23 protein-coding genes are annotated in these 26,911 nt (G+C 62.6%); 9 read left to right on the top strand and 14 right to left on the bottom strand.

Going from position 1 to position 26,911, the window contains the following annotated elements; all coding sequences use genetic code 11:
* Positions 1-30: 30 nt before the first annotated feature.
* From OCX61_RS25965 to OCX61_RS25945, 5 genes are all read right to left on the bottom strand, one after another.
* Positions 31-5,520 (bottom strand): dermonecrotic toxin domain-containing protein, encoded by a 5,490-nt coding sequence (locus OCX61_RS25965; RefSeq protein WP_261941938.1) that lies wholly within the window; start codon positions 5,518-5,520, stop codon positions 31-33.
* 87 nt (positions 5,521-5,607) lie between these two features.
* On the bottom strand, positions 5,608-6,243 hold the full coding sequence (locus tag OCX61_RS25960) for a TetR/AcrR family transcriptional regulator (protein ID WP_261941937.1): 636 nt from the start codon (positions 6,241-6,243) through the stop codon (positions 5,608-5,610).
* Positions 6,243-7,820, bottom strand: a complete 1,578-nt coding sequence (gshA, locus tag OCX61_RS25955; protein ID WP_261941936.1) for a glutamate--cysteine ligase — start codon at positions 7,818-7,820, stop codon at positions 6,243-6,245. The genes OCX61_RS25960 and gshA overlap by 1 nt, the downstream gene beginning before the upstream one ends.
* A 186-nt stretch (positions 7,821-8,006) precedes the next feature.
* Positions 8,007-8,390, bottom strand: coding sequence for a PaaI family thioesterase (locus OCX61_RS25950; protein WP_261941935.1), 384 nt, complete (start codon positions 8,388-8,390; stop codon positions 8,007-8,009).
* A complete protein-coding gene (locus tag OCX61_RS25945) occupies positions 8,390-10,714 on the bottom strand; it encodes a Tex family protein (protein ID WP_261941934.1) in 2,325 nt (774 codons plus the stop codon). The genes OCX61_RS25950 and OCX61_RS25945 overlap by 1 nt, the downstream gene beginning before the upstream one ends.
* Before the next feature lie 217 nt (positions 10,715-10,931).
* On the opposite strand from OCX61_RS25945, the gene ompR reads away from it, so the two are divergent.
* Both ompR and OCX61_RS25935 read left to right on the top strand, forming a co-directional pair.
* Entirely contained in the window at positions 10,932-11,672 is a 741-nt protein-coding gene (ompR, locus tag OCX61_RS25940) for an osmolarity response regulator transcription factor OmpR (protein WP_261941933.1), read from the top strand.
* A gap of 13 nt (positions 11,673-11,685) precedes the next feature.
* A complete protein-coding gene (locus OCX61_RS25935) occupies positions 11,686-12,999 on the top strand; it encodes an ATP-binding protein (protein ID WP_261941932.1) in 1,314 nt (437 codons plus the stop codon).
* Positions 13,000-13,166: 167 nt separating this feature from the next.
* Here OCX61_RS25935 and rimK read toward each other — a convergent pair whose 3' ends face one another.
* Positions 13,167-14,072, bottom strand: coding sequence for a 30S ribosomal protein S6--L-glutamate ligase (rimK, locus tag OCX61_RS25930; protein ID WP_261941931.1), 906 nt, complete (start codon positions 14,070-14,072; stop codon positions 13,167-13,169).
* On the bottom strand, positions 14,069-14,551 hold the full coding sequence (gene rimB / locus OCX61_RS25925) for a retropepsin-like aspartic endopeptidase RimB (protein ID WP_085678653.1): 483 nt from the start codon (positions 14,549-14,551) through the stop codon (positions 14,069-14,071). Before rimB ends, rimK begins: the two co-directional genes overlap by 4 nt.
* 109 nt (positions 14,552-14,660) lie before the next feature.
* Between rimB and hslR the strand changes: the two genes are divergently transcribed.
* Positions 14,661-15,062, top strand: a complete 402-nt coding sequence (hslR, locus tag OCX61_RS25920) for an Hsp15 family ribosome-associated heat shock protein (protein ID WP_261941930.1) — start codon at positions 14,661-14,663, stop codon at positions 15,060-15,062.
* Positions 15,063-15,188: 126 nt separating this feature from the next.
* On the opposite strand, the gene OCX61_RS25915 is transcribed toward hslR, so the two are convergent.
* Positions 15,189-15,983, bottom strand: coding sequence for a phosphatase PAP2 family protein (locus OCX61_RS25915; protein ID WP_261941929.1), 795 nt, complete (start codon positions 15,981-15,983; stop codon positions 15,189-15,191).
* A gap of 119 nt (positions 15,984-16,102) precedes the next feature.
* Here OCX61_RS25915 and hslO point away from each other — a divergent pair, with 119 nt between their 5' ends.
* Together hslO and OCX61_RS25905 are read left to right on the top strand one after the other, a co-directional pair.
* Entirely contained in the window at positions 16,103-17,002 is a 900-nt protein-coding gene (gene hslO, locus OCX61_RS25910) for an Hsp33 family molecular chaperone HslO (protein ID WP_085678662.1), read from the top strand.
* A gap of 179 nt (positions 17,003-17,181) precedes the next feature.
* Positions 17,182-18,729, top strand: a complete 1,548-nt coding sequence (locus OCX61_RS25905) for a phosphoenolpyruvate carboxykinase (protein ID WP_085678665.1) — start codon at positions 17,182-17,184, stop codon at positions 18,727-18,729.
* 58 nt (positions 18,730-18,787) lie between these two features.
* Here the strand turns inward: OCX61_RS25905 and OCX61_RS25900 are convergent, their stop codons facing one another.
* Together OCX61_RS25900 and OCX61_RS25895 are read right to left on the bottom strand one after the other, a co-directional pair.
* A complete protein-coding gene (locus OCX61_RS25900) occupies positions 18,788-19,012 on the bottom strand; it encodes a type II toxin-antitoxin system RelE/ParE family toxin (RefSeq protein WP_410011125.1) in 225 nt (74 codons plus the stop codon).
* A 47-nt stretch (positions 19,013-19,059) separates the two neighbouring features.
* Positions 19,060-19,464: a ParC-related protein gene (locus OCX61_RS25895; protein ID WP_522731683.1), complete on the bottom strand. Its 405-nt coding sequence runs from the start codon at positions 19,462-19,464 to the stop codon at positions 19,060-19,062.
* Between the two features lie 163 nt (positions 19,465-19,627).
* Between OCX61_RS25895 and OCX61_RS25890 the strand changes: the two genes are divergently transcribed.
* Positions 19,628-20,068: an acyl-CoA thioesterase gene (locus tag OCX61_RS25890; protein WP_261941926.1), complete on the top strand. Its 441-nt coding sequence runs from the start codon at positions 19,628-19,630 to the stop codon at positions 20,066-20,068.
* 56 nt (positions 20,069-20,124) lie between these two features.
* On the opposite strand, the gene OCX61_RS25885 is transcribed toward OCX61_RS25890, so the two are convergent.
* The 3 genes from OCX61_RS25885 to fdhD all read right to left on the bottom strand — a co-directional run bounded on the left by OCX61_RS25885 (position 20,125) and on the right by fdhD (position 24,000).
* Complete coding sequence (locus OCX61_RS25885) at positions 20,125-20,604, bottom strand: glycine zipper domain-containing protein (protein ID WP_054885905.1); 480 nt, start codon at positions 20,602-20,604, stop codon at positions 20,125-20,127.
* Between the two features lie 214 nt (positions 20,605-20,818).
* Positions 20,819-23,164, bottom strand: a complete 2,346-nt coding sequence (locus OCX61_RS25880) for an FdhF/YdeP family oxidoreductase (protein ID WP_261941925.1) — start codon at positions 23,162-23,164, stop codon at positions 20,819-20,821.
* A gap of 5 nt (positions 23,165-23,169) precedes the next feature.
* Complete coding sequence (gene fdhD / locus OCX61_RS25875) at positions 23,170-24,000, bottom strand: formate dehydrogenase accessory sulfurtransferase FdhD (RefSeq protein WP_261941924.1); 831 nt, start codon at positions 23,998-24,000, stop codon at positions 23,170-23,172.
* Between the two features lie 177 nt (positions 24,001-24,177).
* Here fdhD and lysM point away from each other — a divergent pair, with 177 nt between their 5' ends.
* Positions 24,178-24,618 carry a peptidoglycan-binding protein LysM gene (lysM, locus tag OCX61_RS25870; RefSeq protein ID WP_261941923.1) on the top strand — a complete coding sequence of 147 codons (441 nt, stop codon included), beginning with the start codon at positions 24,178-24,180 and terminating at the stop codon, positions 24,616-24,618.
* Positions 24,619-24,720: 102 nt separating this feature from the next.
* On the opposite strand, the gene yrfG is transcribed toward lysM, so the two are convergent.
* Positions 24,721-25,383 (bottom strand): GMP/IMP nucleotidase, encoded by a 663-nt coding sequence (yrfG, locus tag OCX61_RS25865; protein ID WP_261941922.1) that lies wholly within the window; start codon positions 25,381-25,383, stop codon positions 24,721-24,723.
* A gap of 64 nt (positions 25,384-25,447) precedes the next feature.
* Between yrfG and nudE the strand changes: the two genes are divergently transcribed.
* Together nudE and cysQ are read left to right on the top strand one after the other, a co-directional pair.
* Positions 25,448-26,014, top strand: coding sequence for an ADP compounds hydrolase NudE (gene nudE / locus OCX61_RS25860; protein WP_015268611.1), 567 nt, complete (start codon positions 25,448-25,450; stop codon positions 26,012-26,014).
* Positions 26,011-26,829: a 3'(2'),5'-bisphosphate nucleotidase CysQ gene (cysQ, locus tag OCX61_RS25855; RefSeq protein WP_261941921.1), complete on the top strand. Its 819-nt coding sequence runs from the start codon at positions 26,011-26,013 to the stop codon at positions 26,827-26,829. The genes nudE and cysQ overlap by 4 nt, the downstream gene beginning before the upstream one ends.
* Positions 26,830-26,911 lie beyond the last annotated feature (82 nt).

The following is a 26,911-nucleotide window of genomic DNA, read 5'->3' as shown; positions in this document are numbered from 1 at the left end:
CTGCCTGCCAGCCCAGGTGGTGATGCCGCATCAACGGGTTGGACGCAGGTTGCCGAATAGCTTGTTGGCTTGCGTCTCGCTCATGCTGCCCCGCCATGCGCCTTCAGCCAGGTCGCGTTCACTTGCCAGTTTCAAGTGGCCGGCTTCCAGGCGTGTGAAGCCTTGCGTCGGTTTCTGCCGAAAATGGAAGTGGGCATACCACAGTGCTTGCTGCTTTCCTGCTTCATTGATGCGATATTCCTCCAGGTATTCGATGGGGTTGCCCTTGCGGTCCACCTTCGGTTTCAAGGTACGCGACCAGGCAACCTCCACTGCGTTCTGTTCAAGCAGGTATTCCAGGTAGCCGACAGTAGGCTTGCTGGTCGCTTTGCTCTGGGCGATGCGTAGCTGACGGCCAAGTGTCTGCATTTGCTCTGCGGCGGTTTCCAGCCTTTGCGTCAGGGCGGTTTGCTCAGCGGTCATCGGGGTGCCTGCTTTCTGGCGAATTCTGTCGGCTATGAAGCGCAGTTGCTGTGCGTGCCCTTGGGCAATGTCTTCCAGATCAACTGGCACTGCTTGCGGTGTCTGGTACTGGCGCAGCCTGGCCTGCTGCCTTGGGATATCAGCCAGGCGGGCAGAAGCGGTTTCCACCAGATTCGACATTGTCTGCGTGGGGGCCGCGCGTTCTGGCGCGGACAATTGCCAATGGCCTTCCTCGCTCTTGATATAGACGGTATGGGGGGTATCGGAGTTGGGCTGGTTGATACGCATGCGTGCCCGCCCTTGCTCGACGAACTCATTGCCGATCAGTGGCCCCTCCGCGGTTTCGAACAAGCGCGGTCGGCTTGCGCCGCGACCGGGTTGAGGAGCCGGGCGTTGCCGGGCTGCATTGGCCTTGCCCAAGGTGTTCTCGATCTCATCGACGAGCTGGCGCAGGAGTTGGCGGAACGCCTGGGTTTCAGTGGGCGACAGCAAGTCCTGGAAGTTGTCTTCCCACGCCGTGACATGGCTCAGGAAGCGAGCGTAGTGGCTTTGCGCACTGGTCAGAAAACTGCGTTCCTGGGCACGGGTAAGGCCGGCGTTGGGCATCTGCAGGTGACTGTAGAGGGTGCTGCGCAACGCAACACCCTGCTCATGGAAATGCACCATGAACGCACCCATCTGTGGGTGTTCGACAGCGCTTGCGTGGAACAGCGTCGCCGAGAGGATGGATGCCCGAACAAGTTGGGCATTCGCTACGTCAAGCGTCAAACCCGTGCCTTCTACTTTCCTCAGGTAATCGGTCAGTGCCTTGCCCTGCAAGACATTGCGCCTGGCGTGATGACGAATGGCCAAGCGTTCTACCTCGAGCAAGGTAGCGATCATTTCCCTGTTTGCTATCAGCGAGTCCTGTGTCAGGCGCCTTACCAATGCGGTGGGGGCCGTAGGCCCGGGCAGGGCCTGGATTGCATTGACTGCGAGCCTTACCTGATCTGTGGCCATGGCAAAACGGTCGGCCACCAGGTTCATATCGAGCACGCTCATTTCGCTGATGTTCTTCTCACACAGTGAAGTGAACCTGGTGTAATCCGCCCTGTTCAACGTTGCTCGGTGCTCCCTGAGGCGCGCAATGCTGCGCGCGTTGAACTCGACATTCTGGTTGAGTTCATCGCTCAATTGGTTACGTGCGTTAACGATTGCTGTCTTTTGCGCACTGGTCAGCTGAACCCCTTCGGCGGCCTGTAGTTTGGCTGTGTGGTAGGCCTCCTGTTTGGTGCGCATGCGTATGACGATGCGTTTCAGTTCGTCGTTTATGTCATGTGCGAGCGCCATGCCGGTCAGCTGTGGGGGCTGTCGGCGAAGCGCCATGCGCCAGTAGGCAACGCCATGGTTGTAGAGGGTCGTGAGGGCACCACCACCACCCGCCAGACCGTTGTCGACCAGAAGGCCGCTCAGCCTGCCAGGGGTTTCCCATATCCCCTGATCACTCAGCCGCACTGCTTGCCGGTAGGAACGGATGCCCTGGGGTTCGAGCCTCCAGGTTGCGTTTGTCGTATCCCACTCGACGGCGTGCCATGCGTTGTTTCGCGCAATGTACTGTTGCCGGGTTTCCACATGTTGGAATACCCCCATGCCTTGCGGGTGCGTTGAGCGCAGCATTGGGCCTGCTGGCAACTCCACCTCATAACCGGCGAATGGGTTGGGCGGCATCTTGCGAATCCCGGCCACAGGTCGAAGAGGATCAAGGCGTTGGCGTTGCAGGGTCAGCTGGCGTGCCGCCGTCGCAGGCCCGGCGGGGGTGGCGGCCAGCGGCGCGAGCGTGAGGACGGCATCGGTCAATGACTGCAGCAGGCTGGCCAAGTGTTGCAGGCCCTCTTCCACATTGCCTGCCGTGAAGGCTCTGACAGCGGCATTCGCCACCTGCCAGCCATCGTATAGCGCGATGGCCGTGCCCACGCCAGGCAAGAAGCAAAGCGCCAGTTTCAGCCCCATGAAGAAATGATGATCGAAGCTGTCGGCTGCCGTCAGCGCCAGGTCGGCCTGACTGCGCGAGGTGGCGCGGTGTTTGCGGATGCGCTCGCCCATGTCCAGGTGAGACTCATGCGCCGACAAGGATTCGGAGCGTGCCGAACCGATACCGATGAAGCCGCTGAAGTTCTTTTGCAGTGCAGTCTTGATGTAGCTTTCATGGTGGTCCGGGTCGCCAGACTGGGACCGGGCAGCCAGAAAACCGGCCATCTTGTCGTCCAGTGCCATGTTTTGCAGGGCCTGGCAGGCATCGGTGGGGCCTGTGTACTGGCTGATGACTTTGCCATTGGGGGCATCCGGCATATACAACAGTACAGGGCCTGTCGAACCCTTTATGACATAGATGGCTGAAAGCCCGACACTTTCGCTTGAGCCGTCTGCTGCTTCTCCAGGCCTGAGCATTACCGAATGATAGGCGATCGTTCTGGCTGCCGCAGTATCGGCCTGTTCCCGGCAAAATTGCTCCAGCAGTTGCTGGCCATTGGCGTCAAGGCTGGTCGGCCTGGTCAGCACCAGCAGTCGCAGTCGATCCTGGTAAGGGGTACGGAGGGTTTCCTGGCGCCACTGCACCTGCCAGGGCGACTCCTGCGCAAACCCCTGATACGCATTGATGATGCGTTTTTCATAGCTGCCCGCTATGTCCATTTGCTCGATCAGCTTGACAATGTAGGCCGGGGTAACTGCTTTTTGCAGCAAGGGGCTGGCCGGCTTGAATTTGACCGTGGCATTGCCCAGCCGCAGGCGCCGTTCGTCATCCAGCGCCCACAGCATGAATGACTCCAGCGCAACGTCACTGCGCGCCTTACTGAATACTGCCTCCTCTCTTGTTCCGGCTCCGCCCGTTGCCGATTGGCCGGTCACAACTTTTTTCAGAGTGACGCTGTCGGCGATGTCGAGGGTAATTTGCGGTATTTTCTGCAGGTTGAATTCGCTGCGCAGATGTTGGTGCAACTTGATGCGCGCAAATTGCTGGCGCGGTGGCAGGCTCAGTTTGAGCAACTCGCCCGAGGCATGTAGAGAACGTTCCAGGGTGCCTATCTGGGTGGCAAGTTCGGTCAGCTGTTCTGTGCCAAGGTGTCGCAATGGTGTCAGTTGCGTCTGGATATGGCTGCTGCGGTTCTGTTCCGCGAAGCGTGCCAGAGCCCGCGCCCTGGCGCTGTTCTCACTTATGCACAGGCGCTGCCTGGTTTGTTCCCGGGTAGCATTGGCAGGGAGTGCGCTAATGATGGACTGCACGCAGTGCTGCATGAAATGCGTGACAATTGGCGGGTGCTTGAGCGTTACCATTGGCGAGTTGGCCAGCACCTCGAAAAGCTGTGAGGTGTCGGTTGGCAGAGCAGATTCCAGCAGTGCGTCGGGCCATGCGCCATGGAGGGTCGCCAGCAGGCGTCTGGTGAGCTCGGCCTCGTTCTTGAAGGCCAGGAGGCCGCCATGTTGGCCAGGCCTGTAAAGCAGTACCGTGTCATCCTGGGCTTCGTCGTCTTCCTTGAGGGTGGCACGGAATGTCATGTAGCCACACAGCTGCCACGTGTGGTCGGCAGCGACCAGTTCCAGGGCGCTGGCCTGCACATGGCGCTGCAGGCTCGGTACAGGCCTGTCGATGAGCTGTTCTACCCAGTCCAGATGGGTGGCTGACAGATCGCCTAGCGTATTCTGCAAACGTGCTTCTTTAAGCAGCGCTCGGCACAACCCGTGACTTATCTGTTCTGCCCGGGTTCGCTCACCGCTGTTTGCCTGCAGGTCGGTGTTCCTTACCTGGTCGGGAAGCTTCAGCAGGAGGGTGTCCATTGTATCCTGCAGCAGATCCAGCGCTGCCTGGCGGTCTCGCAACAGCGTTACCTTGGCCGATGTGGGTTCTACTTCCCCATCCAGATACTGCTCCAGCAGTGCTGCCTGGTGCTCGACACGCTGATTTCTCCAGCCTATCGGCGTGTGCTGCTCCAGGCAGGCAAAATGAACCTCTTCGTCCGCCAGTGCGGTGTCGGCTGCGACCACTTCGTCGATGCTGGCTTCGACTGTGGGAGGCAAGGATTCCCGAATGATCGCGTTTCGCGTGGCCTCCCAGTTCTCCAAGTCAGTCCAGTTCAGTGGGCCGGTTTCGCTTTGCTTGCTGGCCTGCAGCAGATGGTGGTCGGAAATTTCCTGGAACTGCAGCAGATTTTCCGCGATTAACGCTTTGAAGCCATCCTCATGAATCCTCGTGACGATGACGTTGTCGCGCGTGCCTGTGGTAATCGGCGACCTGGGGTCCGACCAGAACCAGAAGCGATTCAGGAAGATCCAGTCGCGCATGCTTTCAAGGCTAGTGAATGCCAGAAGAGTATTCTGGGCGCTCGGCATGTAGACCAACCAGCTTGTATCGTTGGGCTGGGGGCCGATCAATAGGGCTGCCGTGCTGGTAAGTCGGCTTCCGGTTGGCAGGCGCCATTCCACCTGTGCATGACGCAGTTCGGTCTGCTTACCTTGCAGCCAGTTTTTGCTGTCCAGCTTGCCGATACCAAATGCAATATCCAGGCTGCTGGAGAAGTGTTGGCATAGCAGGTCGCTTGCGTGATTTTGCCGCGACACCGCAGTACCCGGCATTCGCCCCTTCCAGTAGTCGCTGTAAGCGCGCAGTTTTGCAGCGTTCACAATCGGCGTGAGGTCGGTTGTCCAATCTGCGACTGTCCATTCGGCGTGTGCCGGCGATTGGTCGAAACCCCATGTGGACCAATCGGCAAAGGGGTTGGCGAACACCGGGCCAGCCAGCAGGCGAGCGGCGAAGGTCAGCATGGTTACTTGGCTATCGCCATCGAGCAGGCCGCAAGTGTCGGGGTCTATCTGTAGGTGGGTTTGCAACGTGCTGTGCACGGTCTGGCGCAAGGTGGGTGCTTGGCTCAACAGGCTTCGCAGTTGCTCGGCGCTACGGTTCTGCATTTGCCGAGCGGCCACGAGTAGATTGCTCTTGCCGGCCAGTTGTTGGCCGATGATGGCTGTGTCGGTGAGAGGTAGTGCCTTGACGATGTCGGAATGGCTGCTGTCTGATGCGGGCATGAATAATCATCTCTTTGAGGATGCGCGTGCGCTAAAGCCTCATTGAAAAGATCGTAGGGTGCTGCCGGGCGGTAGTTGTATATCGGCTTAGCTGGAACTGCGCATAGGCAGGAAAGGCGGTAGGTAGAGCGCCATATAGGCCTCGAAAACGCGCATCCCTTCTTCTGCCATGCGTGGCGTGATCTGTTCGAACAGCTGCATCGAGCGGGCATAGACGCGGTCGCTCAGCTCCATGGCCAGGGCAAACACATCCACATCGGCCGGCATCACCGGCAGGTGAAAGTGCTGATCGAACAGCTTGTGCATCAGCTCGCCCAGCTCCATGTCGTGCTGCCGGTCGGCCTGCACCACTTCACTGAGCCCATGCTGGGCCAGAATCAATTGCCGCGCGGCCGCATCCTCGTTGTAGATGTCGAGCATGCGTTGCTCGATCAGCCGCGACAGCTCGTGCCAGGTGGCGAACGCGCGACTGTCGATTGGCGCGCTCAAGGCCTCGCGAAAAGCCCGGTGCACATCAGCCGTCAGGGCCTCCAGCAAGGCTGGCACGCTGGCGAAGAAGTGATACACCGACGACGGCGGGATCTGCGCCCGCTCGGCCACGCTGTAGATCGAAAGCCCCGCCACCCCCTGTTCGGCCAGCAGCTCACGCGCGGCGATCAGGATCGCCTCGATCCTGGCCTGGCTGCTGGCGCGCGGCTTGCGCTGGGGGGCGGTGCGGTTCATCAGTTGCTGATTGCCAGGATGCTGGCCTGGTAGGCGCCGACGAACAGGTCGAAGTCACCGACTTCCTCCTGCTCGAGCTCGGACTGCTTGGCCAGCGACTCGCGAGCCAAGGTCTCGAAGGCCTGTTGCTGCTCGGCCGACAACGGCTGCTCGCGGAAGGTTTCGGCGTGCAGGCGGCTCTGGCGCAGGGAGAACTGGACGAAGGTTTCGTCGTGCTCGGTCATGCGCGCCAGTACCTGGGCCGATGGGGTCAGCGAGGCGTCGTCAACCTTGGCCTGTTGTGCCGCCAGGGCCTTGGCGTGTTCGTCGCCACCCTGGGCCTTGTCGAGCAGGTCGGCCAACTGGCCGATGCGGCCGATCAGTTCGCTGGCCCACTCACGCAGGCCGACAGGCTGGCCGTTACGGTGCAGTTCCAGGCCCGGGCGACGGCCTTCCTTGACCACGGTGAGGAAGTTGCTGGTGCACTGGCCGCACTCGCCGTTGTCCAGTTGCGGGCTCTCTTCGAGGGCGCAGAACAGCAGGAACGCGTCGAGGAAGCGGGCCTCGGTCAGGTCGATGCCGACCGGCAGGAACGGGTTGATGTCCAGGCAGCGCACTTCGACGTACTGCACGCCGCGCGAGGTCAGGGCCTGGATCGGCCGCTCGCCGGTGTAGGTGACGCGCTTCGGGCGGATGTTCGAGTAGTACTCGTTCTCGATCTGCAGGATGTTGGTGTTCAACTGCACCCATTCGCCATCTTTGTGAGTGCCTATCTCGACATAGGGCGGGTAGGGCGTGCCCACTGCTTTGCGCAGGCTGTCGGTATAGCTGTCGAGGTTGTTGTAGCAGGGCGTCAGGCCCGCCTGGGCGTTGCTCTGGTAACCCAGGTCGCTCATGCGCAGGCTGGTGGCGTAGGGCAGGTAGAGGGTTTCGGCATCCAGCTCTTCGAGCTGGTGCGGGCGGCCACGCAGGAAGCCTTTGTCCAGTGCCGGCGAGGCGCCGAACAGGTACATCAGCAGCCAGCTGTAGCGGCGGAAGTTGCGGATCAGTGCGATGTACGCCGAGGACTGGTAGTCGCGGTCGCTTTGCTCGCCACCTTCGGCATCGCGCAGCAGCGGCCACAGCGCTTCAGGCAGCGAGAAGTTGTAATGAATGCCGGCGATGCACTGCATGGTGCGGCCGTAGCGCAGGGCCAGGCCCTTGCGGTAGACGTGCTTGAGCTTGCCGATGTTCGAGGTGCCATACTCGGCGATCGGGATGTCCTCCTCGGCCGGCAGCGTGCACGGCATCGACGGGCTCCACAGGTATTCGTCGCCAAGCTTGCTGTAGACGAAGCGGTGGGTCTGTTCGAGGCTCTCGAGCACCTTGGCCGGGTCGGCCAAGGCCGGGGTGATGAACTCCAGCAGCGACTCGGAATAATCGGTGGTGATCTGCTCGTTGGTCAGCGCCGATCCCAGTGCTTCCGGATGCGGGGTCTGGGCCAGGCGACCTTCGTCGGTCACGCGCAGGCATTCGCGCTCAATACCGTGCAGGCACTGCTTGAGCAGGGGGAGATTGGCGCCGAGCAGGCTCAGGCGGCGGTTGAGGAGGTCGCTCAAGATGTATTCCTTCACGCGTCAGTCGCCCCAATATGGGGGTAGCAAAGACGGTCTACAAGGGTAGTTGGAAAAGGAACTGGCGTTGTCGCCTGGTTTACGCGGTTCCGGCAGTGGGCAGCGCCGACTTTGGGGGCCGCTTCGCAGCCCCGGCTGTTGCCGAAAATACCGCATATACAGCTTGGTGAGCTAGAGAACCGCGAAGGTTCCTTGCGCTTTCGCCACCAGTTTGTCGCCTTGAACTACGTCGGCGTCGACCACCAGGGTGCGGCGCCCGGCATGCAGCACGCGGGCCGTGCACAGCACCTCACCGTCGCTGACGGCGCGCAGGTAGTTGATCTTGCATTCGATGGTCACGCTTTGCTGGTCGAAGCCGTGGCTGGCCGAGCAGGCCAGGCCCATGGCGATGTCCACCAGGCTGAAGATCGCCCCGCCGTGCAGCTTCTGGCCGCGGTTGCGCAGCTGCGGTTCGAGCGCCAGGGCCACCTCGGCAACGCCTGTATCCAGGCGTTGCACGCGGCAGCCAAGGAGCTGGCTGTAGGCGCTTTGGACCAGTTCCTTGGGGATGTCCATCACTTCTTCTTCAGCGTCTTGGCGTTGGCGAACAGCGCGGCCATGGCGTTGTTGGCCGGGGCTGCGCTGGTGGTTTCACGCTGGCGCGGCGCCTGTTGCTGGCGGTTGCCGCCATTGCCACGGTTGCCACCGCGGTTGCCTTCGACCTTTTCGCCAGGGGTGTCGCTCATGCGCATGGACAGGCCGACGCGCTTGCGCGGGATGTCCACTTCCATGACCTTGACCTTGACCACGTCGCCGGCCTTGACCGCTTCGCGTGGGTCCTTGATGAACTTTTCCGACAGCGCCGAGATGTGCACCAGGCCGTCCTGGTGCACGCCGATGTCGACGAAGGCGCCGAAGTTGGTGACGTTGGTCACCACGCCCTCGAGAATCATGCCCGGTTCCAGGTCCTTGAGGTCCTCGACGCCATCCTGGAAGGTGGCGGTCTTGAACTCGGGGCGCGGGTCGCGGCCGGGCTTGTCCAGTTCCTGCAAGATGTCGGTGACGGTCGGCAGGCCGAAGGTTTCGTCGGTGAACTGCTTCGGGTCCAGGCGCTTGAGGAAGCTGCTGTCGCCGATCAGCGAACGAATATCGCGCTGGGTGCCGGCGGCGATGCGCTGCACCAGCGGGTAGGCTTCAGGGTGCACGGCGGAAGCGTCGAGCGGGTTGTCGCCGTTCATCACGCGCAGGAAGCCCGCAGCCTGTTCGAAGGTTTTCTCGCCCAGGCGGCTGACCTTTTTCAGTGCTGCGCGGGTGGCGAACGGGCCATTGGCGTCGCGGTGGGCAACGATGTTCTGGGCCAGGGTGGCGTTGAGGCCGGAAATGCGGGTCAGCAGCGCCACCGACGCGGTGTTGACGTCGACGCCCACGGCGTTCACGCAGTCCTCGACCACGGCGTCCAGGCCGCGGGCCAGCTTGATCTGCGAGACGTCGTGCTGGTACTGGCCGACCCCGATGGATTTCGGGTCGATCTTCACCAGCTCGGCCAGCGGGTCCTGCAGGCGACGGGCGATCGACACGGCGCCACGGATCGACACATCCAGGTCCGGGAACTCACGGGCGGCCAGTTCCGACGCCGAGTACACCGAAGCACCGGCTTCGGAGACCATGATCTTGGTGATCTTCAGTGCCGGGTATTTCTTGACCAGTTCGGCCACCAGCTTGTCGCTCTCGCGGCTGGCGGTGCCGTTGCCGATGGCGATCAGCTCCACCGAATGCTTGGCGCACAGGGCGGCCATGATGGCGATGGTGCGGTCCCAGTCATTCTTCGGCGCGTGCGGGTAGACCGTGGTGTGGTCCAGCAACTTGCCGGTGGCATCGACCACGGCGATCTTGCAGCCGGTGCGCAGGCCCGGGTCGAAGCCCAGGGTGGCACGCGGGCCGGCCGGGGCGGCCAGCAGCAGGTCGTGCAGGTTGTGGGCGAAGACGTTGATCGCCTCGCTTTCGGCATTGTCGCGCAGCTCGCCGAACAGGTCGGTTTCCAGGTGGGTATAGAGCTTGACCTTCCAGGTCCAGCGCACCACCTCGCCCAACCATTTGTCGGCCGGGCGGTTGCGGTTTTCGATGCCGACGTGGTTGCCGATCATCAGTTCGCACGGGTGCAGGGTGCCGGGCAGCTCTTCGCCGACCTTGAGCGAGGCGCTCAGCACGCCTTCGTTACGGCCGCGGAAGATCGCCAGGGCGCGGTGCGAAGGCGCAGTGCGCAGCAGTTCGTCATGGGCGAAGTAGTCGCGGAACTTGGCGCCTTCCTCTTCCTTGCCGGCCACCACGCGGGCGCTGAGCACCGATTCCTGCTTGAGGAAGTTGCGCAGTTTGTCGAGCAGGGCGGCGTCTTCGGCGAAGCGCTCCATGAGGATGTACTTGGCGCCCTCCAGCGCAGCCTTGACGTCGGCCACGCCTTTTTCGGCATCGACGAAGCGCGCCGCTTCGCTTTCCGGGGCCAGGTTCGGGTCGTTGAACAGGCCGTCGGCCAGCTCGCCGAGGCCGGCTTCCAGGGCGATCTGGCCCTTGGTGCGGCGCTTCTGCTTGTACGGCAGGTAGAGGTCTTCGAGGCGGGTCTTGGTATCGGCCAGCTTGATCTCGCGGGCCAGCTCCGGGGTCAGCTTGCCCTGTTCCTCGATGCTGGACAGGATGCTGGCGCGGCGCTCGTCGAGTTCGCGCAGGTAGCGCAGGCGCTCTTCCAGGTGGCGCAGCTGGGTATCGTCGAGGCTACCGGTCACTTCCTTGCGGTAACGGGCGATGAAGGGCACGGTCGAGCCTTCGTCCAACAGGCCCACGGCCGCCTCGACCTGCTGGGGGCGTACGCCCAGTTCCTCGGCGATACGGCTGTTGATGCTGTCCATGTAAACCACCTGACATTTGTGAATACGGGGGTCGCCGGTGGGCCTTCGGCCCTGTGGCGCTGGATGAAAGCCGCGCATTATACCCATCGCAAACGGCTTGCGGTGATGGCGCCCGGCCAGCCGGAACTGGCGCCCGGGGAAAAATCTGCTAACAATGCTCACGCAACGTGCAGCAATGGCTACGCCATAATGCGCGGCGATATCAGAGGAGTTATTCATGACCGGCACCCCAAACACCGCTGAAGGTGAAAAGATTCTCATCGTCGACGACGATCCGGGGCTCAGCAGCCTGCTGGAACGTTTCTTCACCAGCAAGGGCTACCGCGCCCGCGCGGTGCCCAACACCGAACAGATGGACCGCCTGCTGCAGCGTGAGGTGTTCAACCTGGTGGTGCTCGACCTGATGCTGCCGGGCGAGGACGGCCTGTCCGCGTGCAAGCGCCTGCGCCAGCAGAACAACCAGATCCCGATCATCATGCTCACCGCCAAGGGGGACGAGCTCAGCCGCATCAAGGGCCTGGAGCTGGGGGCCGACGACTACCTGGGCAAGCCGTTCAACCCGGACGAACTGATGGCGCGGGTCAAGGCCGTGCTGCGTCGCCAGTCGCCGAGCGTACCGGGTGCCCCCGGCAGCGAGGACGAGTCGGTCACCTTCGGCGACTACGAGTTGTCGCTGGCGACCCGCGAACTCAAGCGTGGCGACGAAGTGCACATGCTCACCACCGGCGAGTTCGCCGTGCTCAAGGCACTGGTGATGCACGCCCGTGAGCCCCTGACCCGCGACAAGCTGATGAACCTGGCCCGTGGCCGCGAGTGGGATGCCCTGGAGCGCTCCATCGACGTGCAGATCTCGCGTCTGCGCCGCATGATCGAGCCGGACCCGTCCAAGCCACGCTACATCCAGACGGTGTGGGGTGTGGGTTACGTGTTCGTACCAGACGGAAACGCCGGCAAATGATGTTTCGTCGTCGATGAAAACACCGCTCTGGTTTCCGCAAAGCTTCTTCGCCCGCACGTTGTGGCTGGTGCTGATCGTTGTCCTGTTCTCCAAGGCACTGACCTTGGTCTATCTGCTGATGAACGAGGACGTGCTGGTCGATCGGCAGTACAGCCACGGTGTGGCGCTGACCCTGCGCGCCTATTGGGCGGCGGATGAAGAGAACCGCGACAAGATCGCCGAAGCCGCAGGGCTGATCCGGGTCACCGGTTCCGGCGTGCCGGAGGGCGAGCAGCACTGGCCATACAGCGAGATCTACCAGCGGCAGATGCAGGCCGAGCTGGGTGAGGACACCGAGGTGCGCCTGCGCATCCATGCGCCACCCGCGCTGTGGGTGAACGCACCGAGCCTGGGTCCTGGTTGGCTGAAGGTGCCGTTGTACCCGCACCCGCTGCGTGGGCAGAAGATCTGGAACGTGCTGGGCTGGTTCCTGGCCATCGGTCTGTTGTCGACCGCCTCGGCGTGGATCTTCGTGCGTCAGCTCAACCAACCCTTGAAGCGCCTGGTATTCGCCGCCCGGCAGGTGGGCCAGGGGCGCAGCGTGCGCCTGCCGATCAGTGACACGCCCAGCGAGATGACCGAGGTTTACCGCGCCTTCAACCAGATGGCTGAGGACGTAGAACAGGCCGGTCGTGAGCGCGAGCTGATGCTGGCGGGGGTTTCCCATGACCTGCGTACGCCGCTCACGCGCCTGCGCCTGTCGTTGTCGTTGTTGAACAGCGACAGCGAGCTGAGTGACGACATGGTCCGTGATATCGAGGACATGGACGCGATTCTTGACCAGTTCCTCGCGTTCATCCGCGATGGGCGGGACGAGCCGGTCGAGGAGGTCGACCTGGCTGACCTGGTGCGTGAGGTGGTAGCGCCCTACAACCAGCCGCAAGAGCGCGTGCGCCTGTGCCTGGAGCCGATTCCGCCGTTCCCGCTGCGTCGGGTTTCGCTCAAGCGCATGCTCGGCAACCTGATCGGCAATGCCCTGCATCACGCAGGCAAGGGCGTTGAGGTTGCGGCCTATGTGTCCGGTGACGAGAGCGCGCCGTATGTGGTGCTCAGTGTGTTGGACCGGGGTACCGGGATCGACGAATCGGAGCTGGAAACCATCTTCAACCCGTTCATTCGCGGGGACCGTGCCCGCGGGGGCAAGGGGACCGGGCTGGGGTTGGCGATCGTCAAGCGGATCGCGGCGCAGCATGGCGGCAATGTCGAGTTGCGCAACCGGTCCGGTGGCGGGATCGAGGCGCGGGTAAGGCTGCCGTTGGGGCTGTTACTGCCGCGTAATGCCGTCTGAATGTGTTTCTGCTGTACCGGCCCCTTCGCGGGCAAGCCCGCTCCCACAGGTGATGCACAGGCTCTGATGCCCTTGGAGCACCTCCACAGGTGATGCACAGGCCCTGATGCCTTTGGAGCACCCTGTGGGAGCGGGCTTGCCCGCGAAGGGGCCGGTACAGGCTTGAATCAGCCTTTGCCTTTGGTCCGGGTCTGATTCGGCCCGCCATTCTTTTCCAGATGCTCGATGATCATCCCGGCGACGTTCTTGCCGGTAGTGACCTCGATGCCCTCCAGCCCCGGCGACGAGTTCACCTCCATCACCAACGGCCCGTGATTCGAACGCAGGATATCCACACCGGCAACGCTCAGCCCCATTACCTTGGCGGCACGAATGGCCGTCATGCGCTCTTCGGGGGTGATCTTGATCAGGCTCGCCACCCCGCCGCGGTGCAAGTTGGAGCGGAACTCCCCCTGCTTGGCCTGGCGCTTCATCGAGGCGATCACCTTGTCGCCCACCACGAAGCAGCGGATATCCGCGCCGCCGGCCTCCTTGATGTACTCCTGAACCATGATGTTCTGCTTCAGGCCCATGAAGGCCTCGATCACCGACTCGGCAGCCTTGGTGGTCTCGCACAGCACCACGCCGATGCCCTGGGTGCCTTCCAGCACCTTGATCACCAGCGGCGCACCATTGACCATCTGGATCAGGTCGGGGATGTCATCCGGCGAGTGGGCGAAACCGGTAATCGGCAGGCCGATACCGCGACGCGACAGCAGTTGCAGCGAGCGCAACTTGTCCCGTGAGCGGGCGATGGCCACCGATTCATTGAGCGGGTACACACCCATCATCTCGAACTGGCGCAGTACCGCGCAGCCATAGAAGGTGACCGAGGCACCGATGCGCGGGATCACCGCATCGAAGCCCTCCAGCGGCTTGCCGCGGTAGTGGATCTGCGGCTTGTGGCTGGCGATGTTCATGTAGGCCCGCAAGGTGTCGATCACCACCATTTCATGGCCCCGCTGGGTACCGGCTTCGACCAGACGGCGGGTGGAATACAGACGCGGATTGCGCGACAGCACAGCGATCTTCATGCAGCACCTGTGACAGGGGAGAGAGTGGCCGGATAGGCCGGTTTGTCTTGCACGTATTTCAGGCCGGGGTTGACCACCAGTTGGCCGTGTATGAGCGCCTTGGAGCCCAGCAGCAGGCGATAGCGCATGTTCTTGCGGCAGGCCAGGGTGAACTCCACTTCCCAGACCGCATCGCCCAGGGCCAGCGTGGTGCGGATCACGTAACGGGTCTGCGCCTGGCCGTTGGAGCTCTTGATGGTCTTCATGGTCACCAGCGGCGCTTCACAGCGGCGGTGACGCAACTGCACCACCGAACCAAGGTGAGCGGTGAAGCGTACCCAGGGTTGGCCGTCGCGCTCGAACGGCTCGACTTCGGTGGCATGCAGGCTGGAGGTGCTGGCGCCGGTGTCGATCTTGGCGCGCAGGCCCGCCACGCCCAGGTCGGGAAGGGCCACCCACTCGCGCAGGCCGATCACTGTCAGATGGTCAAATTTCTTCACGAAGCACACCCTGCGGATAAGGTGGTGAACTGTAAGCACGGCGGGGACTTTTTGCATCCGTCAGTTACGGTAGTACAGTTCGATGAAAGACAGAATTCGAGGTAACGAGATGGCACAAAAAGCCGAAGACGACGACAAGGTCCGCCTGGACAAATGGCTGTGGGCGGCGCGGTTCTACAAGACCCGTGCGCTGGCCAAGGCGGCGATCGAGAGCGGCAAGGTGCATTGCCGGGGCGAGCGCTGCAAGCCGGGCAAGGAGCCGCGGGTGGGCGATGAGTTCGTGTTGCGCACCGGGTTCGACGAGCGCACGGTCGTGGTCAAGGCGCTGTCAGTGGTGCGGCGCGGGGCGCCTGAAGCGCAGACGCTGTATGCAGAGACCGAAGAGAGCGTGCGCCGCCGCGAGCAGGCGGCCCAGATGCGCAAGGCGGGGGCGATGGGGGTGACCACCGATGGCCGGCCGAACAAGAAGCAGCGGCGGCAGATCCACCAGCTTCACGGGAGCTTCGAATAGTAGGCGCCGCTATGTGGCCCATCGCCGGCAAGCCAGCTTTCAGGTGAATGGCAAAAACCGCGGGACTTGCGCAATACCTGTGGGAGCTGGCTTGCCGGCGATGGGCTGCAAAGCAGCCCCAGGGCCTTAGCGGATCACCGCAAGGCGTCCGACCAACGGCACCTTCTTCGCAATGGCGAACAACGGCGCCGTCCAGCGCAGCAGCAGGGCACTACCTTTGGCCGCCAACGGTGTGTGGCAGCTCCAGCCCAACGCCAGCACCGCCATCAGCAGGCCGCCGATGTAGTCGTCCTGTCCCCAGTGCGCCCCAGCCACCAGCCGCGGCATCATGAACAGGAATGCCAGGCCCCAGATTACCAGGTGCTGCACCAGTCGGCGGCTGAACAGGCTCATGAACAAGGCCCAGACCAACAGCACCGAGGCGTGATCGCCAGGGAAACTGTTGCTGGAGCGGTCCTTCAGCTCCCAGGCTTTTTCCAGGTTCGGGTAATAGCTGCTGAGGTGCACCACGTGGTCGAACGTCATCGAAGGGCTGTCATGTTGCCAGCCCATTGCATCCACCCACTTGGAAAACAGCGCGCGAATCACCACTAATAGGAGCAGCGTGACCAGAAAGCCAAAGAAGGCTTCGCGAACCTGGCTGGCCTTGAACACCCAATCGCCACGGATCAGCACGGCCAGAAGGGTCAGGCCAACGACGATGTCGAAGGGGCGCAGGCTGCCGACGGTCCAGATGTAACGCCAGGTCGTGTTGTCGGCCAATGGCGTATTGAGGCTATGGAATAGCCACTCGTCGAAAGTCAGGCACAGGATCTGGCCAATAGGCCATAACCAGAAACACAGTAGAGCGATGGGAAGCAGCGTACAGGCTGCCAATGGCCCCCAGGACCACCTTGCTTGGAACAGTGGTCGATTGTCCATAAGATACCTCTATTGCAAACAGGAACAAGAGCGCCTCGTGAGCGCTCTCCCACGGGGTCTCGCAGTAGTGCGACATCCCGTGTAACTATTTTGTCATCATTTTCAGATAGCCAAAACCTATGAGCGATTTGCCTGATACCGATTTCACCCAACGTTTCATCTTCGACGAGCGCGACGTGCGCGGCGAGTGGGTGTCTCTCGATGACAGCTATGCCGCGGTGCTGGCGCGTCACGAGTACCCGCAGCCGGTGCAGGCACTGCTCGGCGAACTGATGGCTGCCACCGCCTTGCTGGTCGGCGCACTTAAGTTCGACGGCCTGCTGATTCTGCAGGCGCGTTCCGAAGGGCCGATCCCGCTGCTGATGGTCGAGTGCTCGGGCGAGCGTGACATCCGTGGCATGGCCCGCTACGAAGCGGAGCAGATCCCGGCCGATGCCACCCTGGAGCAGCTGATGCCCGGCGGCCACCTGACCTTGACCATCGATCCGGTTAAGGGCCAGCGCTATCAGGGCACTGTCGACCTGGACGGTGCCAACCTGTCTGAGTGCTTCACCAACTACTTCGTGCAGTCGCAGCAGCTCAACACCCGTTTCTGGCTCAACGCCGAAGGTGGCAAGGCCCGTGGCCTGCTGCTGCAGCAGCTGCCACGCGACCGCCAGCCGGACGATGAAGAACGCGAGGACAGCTGGCAGCACGTGATTGCCCTGGCCAAGACGCTCAAGCCCGAAGAGTGGTCGGAAGACAACGAAACCCTGCTGCACCGCCTCTACCACGAGGACGCGGTACGCCTGTTCGACATCCAGCCGCTGCGCTTCAAGTGCAGCTGCTCGCGCGAACGTTCCGGCAATGCGCTGGTCAGTTTGGGCGAGCACGATGCCAAGGCGCTGGTCGAGGAGTGCGGTGGTACGGTGGAGATCGATTGCCAGTTCTGTAACCAGCGCTATTTCTTCGATGCCAGCGATGTGGCGCAACTGTTTGCCGGTGGCGGCACGGAAGCGGCGTCAGAAACTCGCCACTGAAACGTTTAATTTCAGGGGATTTTCCTGTCGAATTGCGCAAAAGCGCAGTTCTGACAGGAGGGGCCTACTTTTTTTGGGCGTTTCTGGCATAATCCGGCCACTTTTTTCGCTGTAGTAGTTTTTTCGAGACGACTACAAAACGTTTGGAGCACTCGGCCTCGGGCCGGATGGGGTATCTCATGACGCAAGCCAACAACACCGTGTACACCGACCTGAGCGTCGATAAGCTGGTTGAAGAAGCGCTGCAACGCGGTGAAGGCGTGCTGGCCGATACTGGCGCACTGGTAGTCGAAACTGGCCACCGTACTGGCCGCTCGCCGGCTGACCGTTTCATCGTCGAAGAACCTTCCACCCAGGCCGCCATCGCCTGGGGCCCGATCAACCGCAAGTTCCCGGCCGACAAGTTCGATGCCCTGTGGGCTCGCGTCGAGGCGTTCAACAACGCCCAGGATCACTTCGTTTCCTACGTTCACGTAGGGGCTGCTGCCGAGCACTACCTGCCGGTGAAGATGACCACTCAGACTGCCTGGCAGAACCTGTTCGGTCGTTGCCTGTTCATCAACCCGGAGCCAGGCCAGTTCAACCCGGCCGGTCGCGACCAGTGGCAGATCCTCAACGTCGCCAACTTCGTCTGCGAGCCTGAGCGTGATGGCACCAACTCCGACGGTTGCGTGATCATCAACTTCGCCCAGAAGAAGGTGCTGATCGCTGGCATGCGTTACGCCGGTGAAATGAAGAAAGCCATGTTCTCGGTGCAGAACTTCCTGCTGCCGGCCGCCGACGTGCTGCCAATGCACTGCGCTGCCAACATCGGCGAAGAAGGCGACGTGACCCTGTTCTTCGGCCTGTCCGGCACCGGCAAGACCACCCTGTCGGCCGACGAAAGCCGTTACCTGATCGGTGACGACGAGCACGGTTGGGGCGAAGGCGTTGTCTTCAACATGGAAGGCGGCTGCTACGCCAAGTGCATCGACCTGTCCGAGAAGAACGAGCCGGTCATCTGGAAAGCCATCAAGCATGGCGCCGTGCTGGAAAACGTCGTTCTCGACGCCAACAAGCACGCCGACTATGCCGATGTCAGCCTGACCCAGAACAGCCGCGCCGCCTACCCGCTGGAGCACGTCGCCAAGCGCGCCGAAGCCAACCTGGGTGGTGAGCCGAACGCGGTCATCTTCCTGACCTGCGACCTGACCGGTGTTCTGCCTCCGGTTTCGATCCTGAACAACGAGCAGGCGGCCTACCACTTCCTGTCCGGCTACACCGCGCTGGTCGGTTCCACCGAAATGGGTTCGGGCGGCGGCATCAAGTCGACCTTCTCCACCTGCTTCGGCGCACCGTTCTTCCCGCGCCCGGCTGGCGAGTACGCCGAGCTGCTGATCAAGCGTATCAACGCTTTCGGCTCCAAGGTCTACCTGGTCAACACCGGCTGGACCGGCGGTGGTTACGGCGTTGGCAAGCGCTTCAGCATCCCGACCACCCGTGGCGTGATCGCTGCCATCCAGAGCGGTGCTCTGGTCGGCGCCGAAACCGAGCACCTGGACATCATCAACCTGGACGTACCGAAGGCCGTTCCGGGCGTTGACACCGAGCTGCTCAACCCACGCGCTACCTGGGCTGACAAAGCTGCCTACGACGAGGCCGCACAAGGCCTGGCCAAGCTGTTCATCGAAAACTTCAAGAAGTTCGAAGTTTCCGACGCCATCAAGGCCGCTGGCCCGCAGCTGTAAGCTGAAGCCAGTCGTACTGAGAAAGCCGCCCCTTGAGGCGGCTTTTTTGTGCCTGGTGTCAGGGCCACTGCTGCCGTGCATGGAGGATGCGTATGATCTCAATGCAATCGTCCATGATTCGGTAGATCATTACGTAATTTGGTCTTACGACAATTTCTCTCGTGCCTGGATACCTGCCGGCTTTATAGAGCGCTGGTGTCTGGGTGGCGCGCCTCGCTTTATCTCTGAAAGTCTCGTCCAGCAAAATGGCAGCGTCAGGGTTGTCTTCGGAAATGCGCTCCATGATGCGAAAACGGTCTTTCAGAGCCATTTCTCGCCAAACAAGGCGCATCAGCGGATCTTGGCCTTGAGGTCCGCGCGGTAGGCGGCGAACTGCCGCTCCGCGTCATCGTCCTCGATCACGGGGGACGCATCTTCGAGGCTTGCCTCGACCTGTTCGGCAAACCAGCTTTCATAGGCTGCAGCCTCATGAGCTCGCTTGAGTGCCAGCGCACGGTCAGGGCGTTGATAGGTGCTCAGCTGGCTCGGATCGAAGGTGGACGCATCGACCTGGAAATGGTCAATACCGAGGTCGAGCAAGTAGGTCACCAAGGTCTCGAATTTCTTGAACAACCTGACATTGCCACTGCGTTGTGCGATTAGCACATGTTCCTGGTGGTTGACGTCAACCTGCACTGCCCAGCCTCCGGGCTGTCCTACAATGTGTGTGGCTTTGATTCTGCCTGATTCTGCCATTCGGCTAAGGTCTGCATGGTCCAGCTGATGAGTAGGCACGGGTGTGGTTCTCGGTTTCATCGGGGATGCACCATGCTATGCAATCTATAGTTGATTGCGACTATAGGCCTTCCTGACTTGTTGTGGGAAGCTTCTCTCTGGTGTAACCATTTGTGGATAACTCATGATCGAATCTCCCAACCGCACGGACTTCTGCCACTTCCACCCGATCCTCACCCGCCCCCAGGACAACGACGTCAACGGCCACATCGCGGGCGCAACCGTGCATGGCTTCTTCGAAACCGCTATCCAGGCCTTCCTCGTCGAACAGGCGAATGTGGACCTGCGCGATGGCGAGCTGGCGGCTTTCGTGGTGAGTTCGGCGGCAGACTTCTTCGCCTTGCCGGGCTTCCCGGATGTGCTGGAGGTGGGGCTGGGGGTGGCACGGCTGGCGGGCAGTACGGTGGAATACCGCCTGGCGCTCTACCGTCCGGGGGAGGCCGATGCGTGCGCGGCGGGGACGGTGGTGCAGGTTTTCATCGAGCGCGCCAGCGGCAGGCCAGTACCCCTGCCGGAGGCCTTGCAAGTGATCCTGGCCGGCCTGCAGCTCGATCCGCAGGCATGAAAAAGCCCTGCCGGTAAGGGCAGGGCTTTTTTTACCCGGGGGCTGGGCCTCAGGTATCAGTCGCGCCAGTGGCGCTTGTGCTTGCGGTGGCCATAGTGGTGGCCACGGTCGTAGTGGCGACGGTCGTCGTAGTCGCGACGGTAGCGGCGCTCGTCATGGCGCTCGTCTTCATCGGCCTTGTTGCCCATGTAGTTACCCAGCGCACCACCGGCACCGCCGCCTGCGGCCGCACCAATGTAACTGCCGGTGGTGCCGCCCATCGAACGACCGACCACGTTACCGCCTGCAGCGCCCAGCGCGCCACCGATGGCGGCCTCGCCCCGCTGGCGCTTGTCGGCACCCAGGGCGCCGCCGGCTGCTCCGCCCAGGCCGGCACCAATGGCACCGCCAGTGCTACCACCGATGGAGTTGCCCACTACGGAGCCGAGTACCCCACCCAATGCGCCGCCAATGCCAGCCTCGGTATTGCCGCCTGCCATGGCAACGCCGCTGAGCAAGCTGAAAGACAACAACAGAATCGAGGAGTACTTCTTCATCGAGAAAGCCTCATAGGGATGACGAGGGCGAATTTGAGGCTACGCAAGCCAACTGGCAACGAAAATCCGACGAGTAACACGAGTTGTACACAATTCTCTAAGTTACTGTATTTGCTATGAAACTTTATCGATTTTCGCGTGTCTGAGCTTATTGTGACAAAGCCCTGGACCTCGCGGTTCAGGGCTTTTTCTGGTTTTTGCGGGGCACTTTCGCTTAGAGGATTCGGCCGTCGTCCTGGGCGCGTTCAAGCTTGATGGCCACGAACTTGGACGTCGGCGTATGGCTGCCGTCGCCAATGCTTTCCAGCGGAATCAGCGGGTTCACTTCTGGATAGTACGCCGCCGCCTGCCCGGCAGGTATATCGAACGCCAGCAATGTGAAGCCATGCACACGGCGCACATGCGCGTCACCCCACAACGAGACGATGTCGACCTTCTGCCCAGGCTGGAAGCCCAGGCGGATGATGTCGGCCTCGTTGGCGAACAGCACCTCGCGCTGGCCGCGCACGCCGCGGTAACGGTCGTCCAGGCCGTAGATGGTGGTGTTGTACTGATCGTGGGAGCGCATCGACTGCATGATCAGGTCCGGCAACTGGCCGCTGGCGCGCACGCGCTGGTCGATCAGGGTGTCAGGCAGCAGGTTGGCCTTGAAGTTGGCGCGGCCTGTGGTGGTCTTCCACTGGCGGCTGCCGGCACTGTTGCCCAGGTAGAAACCGCCCGGGTGGGCCAGGCGCTGATTGAAGCCGGCGAAACCGGCAATGGTGTCGCCGATCAGGTCGCGGATGCGGTCGTAATCGGCCACCAGCCAGTGCCAGTCCACCGGGTGCTTGCCCAGGGTGGCGGCCGCGATGCCGGCAACCACGGCCGGTTCCGAGCGCATCTGGGGTGACAGCGGCTTGAGCTGGCCATTGGAGGCGTGGACCATGCTGAACGAGTCTTCCACGGTGACTGCCTGCGGCCCGTCAGCCTGCAGGTCGATGTCGGTGCGGCCCAGGCACGGCAGGATCAGTGCCTGCTTGCCGTGGATCAGGTGGCTGCGGTTGAGCTTGGTGCTGATGTGCACGGTCAGTTCGCAGTTGCGCAGGGCCTGTGCGGTACGTTCAGTGTCCGGGGTGGCCTGGGCGAAGTTGCCGCCAAGGCCGATGAAGACTTTCGAACGGCCGTCGAGCATGGCGTGGATCGCCTCGACGGTGTTGTGGCCGTTGTGCCGTGGCACCGGGAAGTTGAAGCGCTTTTCGATGGCGTCGAGCAGGGCCACCGGCGGGCGTTCGTTGATGCCCATGGTACGGTCGCCCTGCACGTTGCTGTGGCCACGTACCGGGCACAGGCCAGCGCCCGGCACGCCAATGTTGCCGCGCAGCATCTGCAGGTTGACGATTTCCTGGATGGTCGGCACCGAATGGCGGTGCTGGGTGATGCCCATCGCCCAGCACATGATCACCCGCTTGCCACGGCAATACATGCGTGCTGCCAGCTCGATGTCGGCCAGCGTCAGGCCGGATTGCTCCTGGATGTGCGCCCAGGAGGTGGCGTCTACCGCTGCCAGGTATTCCTCCACGCCATGGCCGTGTTCGGCGATGAACACGTGGTCGAGCACTGCCGGCTCGCCCTTGGCCTGCGCTTCACGTTCCCATTGCAGGACGAACTTGGCCATGCCGCGCAACAGCGCCATGTCGCCGCCCAGCGCCGGGCGGAAGAACGCGGTGTTGGTCGGGCGGTCGCTGTTGGTCAGCATCTCCAGCGGGTTCTGCGGGTGCTGGAAGCGCTCCAGGCCACGCTCCTTGAGCGGGTTGACGCAGACCACCTGGGCACCACGTTTGACCGCGTCGCGCAGTGGGTCGAGCATGCGCGGGTGGTTGGTGCCCGGGTTCTGGCCCCAGACAAAGATCGCATCGGCGTGCTCGAAGTCATCATAGGTGACGGTGCCCTTGCCGACGCCGACGCTCTGCCCCAGCGCCACGCCACTGGCCTCATGGCACATGTTCGAGCAGTCAGGGAAGTTGTTGGTGCCATAGGCGCGCACGAACAGCTGATACAGGTAGGCCGCTTCGTTGCTGGCACGGCCGGAGGTGTAGAACTCGGCCTGGTCAGGGCTGGTCAGCTTGTTCAGCTCGCGGGCGATCAGGGCAAAGGCGGCATCCCAGGCGATCGGCTGGTAGCGATCGCTTTGTGGGTCGTAGACCATCGGCTCGGTCAGGCGGCCCTGGTACTCAAGCCAGTAGTCACTCTGTTGCAGCAGGGCGTTGACGCTGTAGCGGGCGAAGAACGCCGCATCGACACGGCGTTTGGTGGCCTCCCAGTTGACCGCCTTGGCACCGTTCTCGCAGAACTTGACCATACCGCTTTCGGGCGAATCGCCCCAGGCGCAGCCGGGGCAGTCGAAACCGCCGTTCTGGTTGGTCTTGAGCAGGGCGCGGATGTTCTTCAGCGCGTTGTCGCTGCCGACCCAGGCCTTGGCTACGCTGCGCAGCGCGCCCCAACCACCGGCGGGGCCGTGGTAGGGCTGGTAGCGAGGGGTGGAGGCAGGGGCGTTGTCCGGGAGTTGCTGGTACGAGGTCACGACTGTTACGACTCCGCCGCTGGGCTGTAGACCCGCGGTGCACTGTGTTTGGGCAGATGAATGAGGTTGAGGTTGTGCTTGCGTGCCCATTGCAGGGCAAGGCCGGTGGGGGCCGAGAGGCTGACCAGGGTCTGGATGCCGGCGCGCAGCACTTTCTGGATAAGCTCCAGGCTGCAGCGGCTGGTGACGATGGCCAGGCCGCCCTCGCTGCTGATGCCTTGGCGCAGCAGGGCGCCGATCAGCTTGTCCAGGGCGTTATGCCGGCCGATGTCTTCGCGGCCCATCAGCAATTCGCCCTGGGCGTTCATGAACAGGGCGGCGTGCACGGCACCGCAGTGCTGGCCCAGCGGTGTGAACGCATCGATGCGCTCACGCAGGCCCGCCAGCCATTGCGCCGGCGGCAACGGTGCACCCGGCAGCGCGCTCAGTTCCGGCAGCGCCTGCTCCAGGGCTTCCACACCACACAGGCCGCAACCGCTGGTGCCGGCCAGCTGGCGGCGCTGGTTCTTCAGGTTCCAGAACGCACGGCTGGATATCTCCAGGTCGGCGTACATCGCCGAACCACTGCCGGAAAGCTTCAGGTCATAGATTTCTGCCGTGCCTTCGACGATGCCGCTGCCGACGCTGAAACCGACCGCAAAGTCTTCCAGGTCGGTGGGGCTGACCAGCATCACCGCCTGGTTCAGGCCGTTGTAGGCAATGGCCAGGGCGACTTCTTCGGCCAGCGGCGTGCAGGCGCGTTCGCCGTCGCTGAGATGGACGTAGTCGTAGGTGTTGCTGGCGGCGGGCAGGGCCAGAGGCATGGCGGCTGCGCACACCGGAGGTTTGCTTGGCATCGGAAGGCTGACGCTTGGCGGCTGTTTGATTGCACAAGCCTAGGCCGCAGGGCCGGGCGCGTCTAATCGCTAGGGTCTATGCCTTGATAGAGCGCGTCGATTGGTCGCAGAGGGGCGGTAAGGGAGATCCTGGCCTAGACTCCTGGCTCCGAGGTTAACGTCAACAAGGAGCGCGTCATGAGCCTGTTCAGTTTCGTGAAGGAAGCCGGCGAGAAGTTGATCGACCTGCTGACTCCCGGCAATGCCAACGCCGAGGAGCAGTTGAAGAAACACGTGGAAAGTGTCGGCCTGGGCAACCCGAACATCTCGGCAACTGTAGAGGGTGACAAGGTCATTCTCAAGGGCGAGGTGGCCAGCCAGGAGGAGAAAGAGAAGATCATTCTCGCCGCCGGCAACATCGAGGGGGTGGCCAGCGTCGATGACCAGATCACCGTGACCGGGCCGGTAGTGGCGGCAGCGAGGTTCGTTACCGTGAAAAAAGGAGACACACTGTCGGCCATTTCGGTTGTCGTGTACGGCAATGCCAATCAGTACAACAAGATCTTCGAGGCCAACAAGCCGATGCTCAAGCACCCGGACAAGATCTATCCGGGGCAGGTGCTGCGCATTCCTGACTGATTTTAGTGGCTTCTTCGCGGGCAAGCCCGCTCCCACAGGGACTGCACCAACCTTGAATGTGGTGCGGGGCCTGTGGGAGCGGGCTTGCCCGCGAAAAGGCCCTTACAGGCCTGTCAGTAATTCCCGGTAGTCCTCGACCGCCGCGAACTCTTCGGTATCACGCGGTTGTGCCTGGCTGTCCGGCTGGCGCACCGCCAGCAGATGCCCCACGCCAAAGCGCCGCGCACTGCGCAGGATGGCCAGGGTGTCGTCGATGAACAGGCTGCGCGCCGGGTCGAAGCCGATATCCACCTGCAACGCATCCCAGAACTGCGGGTTTTCCTTCGGGTAGCCGTAATCGTGCGAACTGATCAGCCGCTCGAAATACGGCGCCAGTTCCACCCGCTCCAGCTTCAGCGACAGGGAATCGCGATGGGCATTGGTGATCATCACCACGCGTTTGCCCGCCTTGCGGATGGCCGCGAGGAAGGTGTCGGCATCCGGCCGCAGGGCGATCAGGTCGGCGATTTCGCGCTTGAGTTCGCGAATCGGCAGCTTCAGCTCGCGGCTCCAAAAGTCCAGGCAATACCAGTTAAGCGTGCCGGCATTGCGCTCGAACAGTGGCTGCAGCTCCATTTCCGCCATGGCCCGGCTGACCCCGTGCAGCTCGGCGTAGCGCTGGGGCAGGTGGTCGAGCCAGAAGCGGTTGTCGTAGTGCAGGTCGAGCAGAGTGCCGTCCATGTCCAGCAGGACGGTATCGATGGCAGACCAGGGAAGAACAGGCATGGGAAATTCTCGATCAGTCGGCAAGCCACGGTATAGTAACGCGTTCACGCCAAGGAGCCGCCCCATGCGCCAGAAACCCACCGTCCTCAGCCGCGAAATCGTCGCCAGCAGCCGCCTGTTCCGGGTCGAGGCCGTACAGCTGCGCTTCAGCAATGGCAACGAGCGCACCTATGAGCGCCTGGTTGGCCGTGGCAATGGCTACGGCGCGGTGATGATCGTGGCCATGCTAGACGCCGAGCATGCGGTACTGGTCGAGGAATACTGCGGCGGCACCGACGAATACGAGCTGTCGTTGCCCAAAGGCCTGATCGAGCCGGGTGAGGACGTGCTGGCCGCCGCCGACCGTGAGCTCAAGGAAGAAGCCGGCTTTGGCGCTCGCCAGCTGGAGCACCTGACCGAGCTGTCACTGTCGCCTGGCTACATGAGCCAGAAGATCCAGGTGGTGCTGGCCAGCGACCTTTACGAGGAGCGCCTGGAGGGCGACGAGCCGGAGCCGATGCGGGTCGACAAGGTCAACCTGCGCGAGCTTTCGGCCCTGGCCATGCACCCGCAGTTCACCGAGGGGCGGGCGTTGGCGGCGCTGTACCTGGCCCGTGACCTGCTGATCCAGCGGGGGCTGCTCGAAGCATGAACGACCTGCAACTGATGCACGAAGTGGTCAAGCTCGCCCTGTTGGCCGGCGAGGCCATCCTGCCGTTCTGGCGCGCCGACGTGGCGGTGACCAACAAGGCCGACGATTCGCCGGTGACGGCTGCCGACCTGGCTGCGCATCGGGTCATTGCCGATGGCTTGCTGGCGCTGGCGCCGCAGATTCCGGTGCTATCCGAAGAGGACTGCAATATCCCGCTGGCCGAGCGCCAGGGCTGGAGCCGCTGGTGGCTGGTCGATCCGCTCGACGGCACCAAGGAGTTCATTGCCGGGAGTGAGGAGTTCACCGTCAACATCGCGCTGGTCGAGAACGGCGAGGTGGTGTTTGGCGTGGTGTCGATGCCGACCAGCGGGCGCTGCTATTTCGGCGGTCGCGAGCTTGGGGCTTGGCGTGCCGAGGCTGGCGGTGAGGCCATGCCGATCCAGGTGCGCAACGCACCGCCTGCCGATGGGCGGTTCACCGTCGTGGCCAGCCGTCGCCATTCCAGCCCGCAGCAGGAGGCGTTGCTGGCTGGCCTGAGTGCTGCAGTGGGTGAGCTGGCGCTGGCGAATATTGGTAGCTCGTTGAAATTTTGTCTGCTGGCTGAGGGGAGTGCCGACTGCTACCCGCGCCTGGCGCCGACTTCGCAGTGGGACACGGCAGCGGCCCAAGGCGTGCTGGAAGGTGCCGGTGGTGAGGTGATCGAAGTCGATGGCCAGCCGTTCCGTTACCCGGCGCGCGAGTCGCTGTTAAACCCGTTCTTCCTCGCGTTGCCTGCCAACGCTAGCTGGCGCCAGGCGTTCCTTGACCTGATATGAAGCTCCATTGTGGGAGCGGGTTCACCCGCGAACACGGGCGAAGCCCGTGCCATCCATCGCGGTGTCTTCTTCGCGGGCAAGC

The organism is Pseudomonas sp. LRP2-20, from assembly GCF_024349685.1.
In the GTDB taxonomy this organism is placed as follows: domain Bacteria; phylum Pseudomonadota; class Gammaproteobacteria; order Pseudomonadales; family Pseudomonadaceae; genus Aquipseudomonas.
Note: the sequence above shows the minus strand (reverse complement) of the source record. Positions and strands in the feature narration are given on the sequence as shown.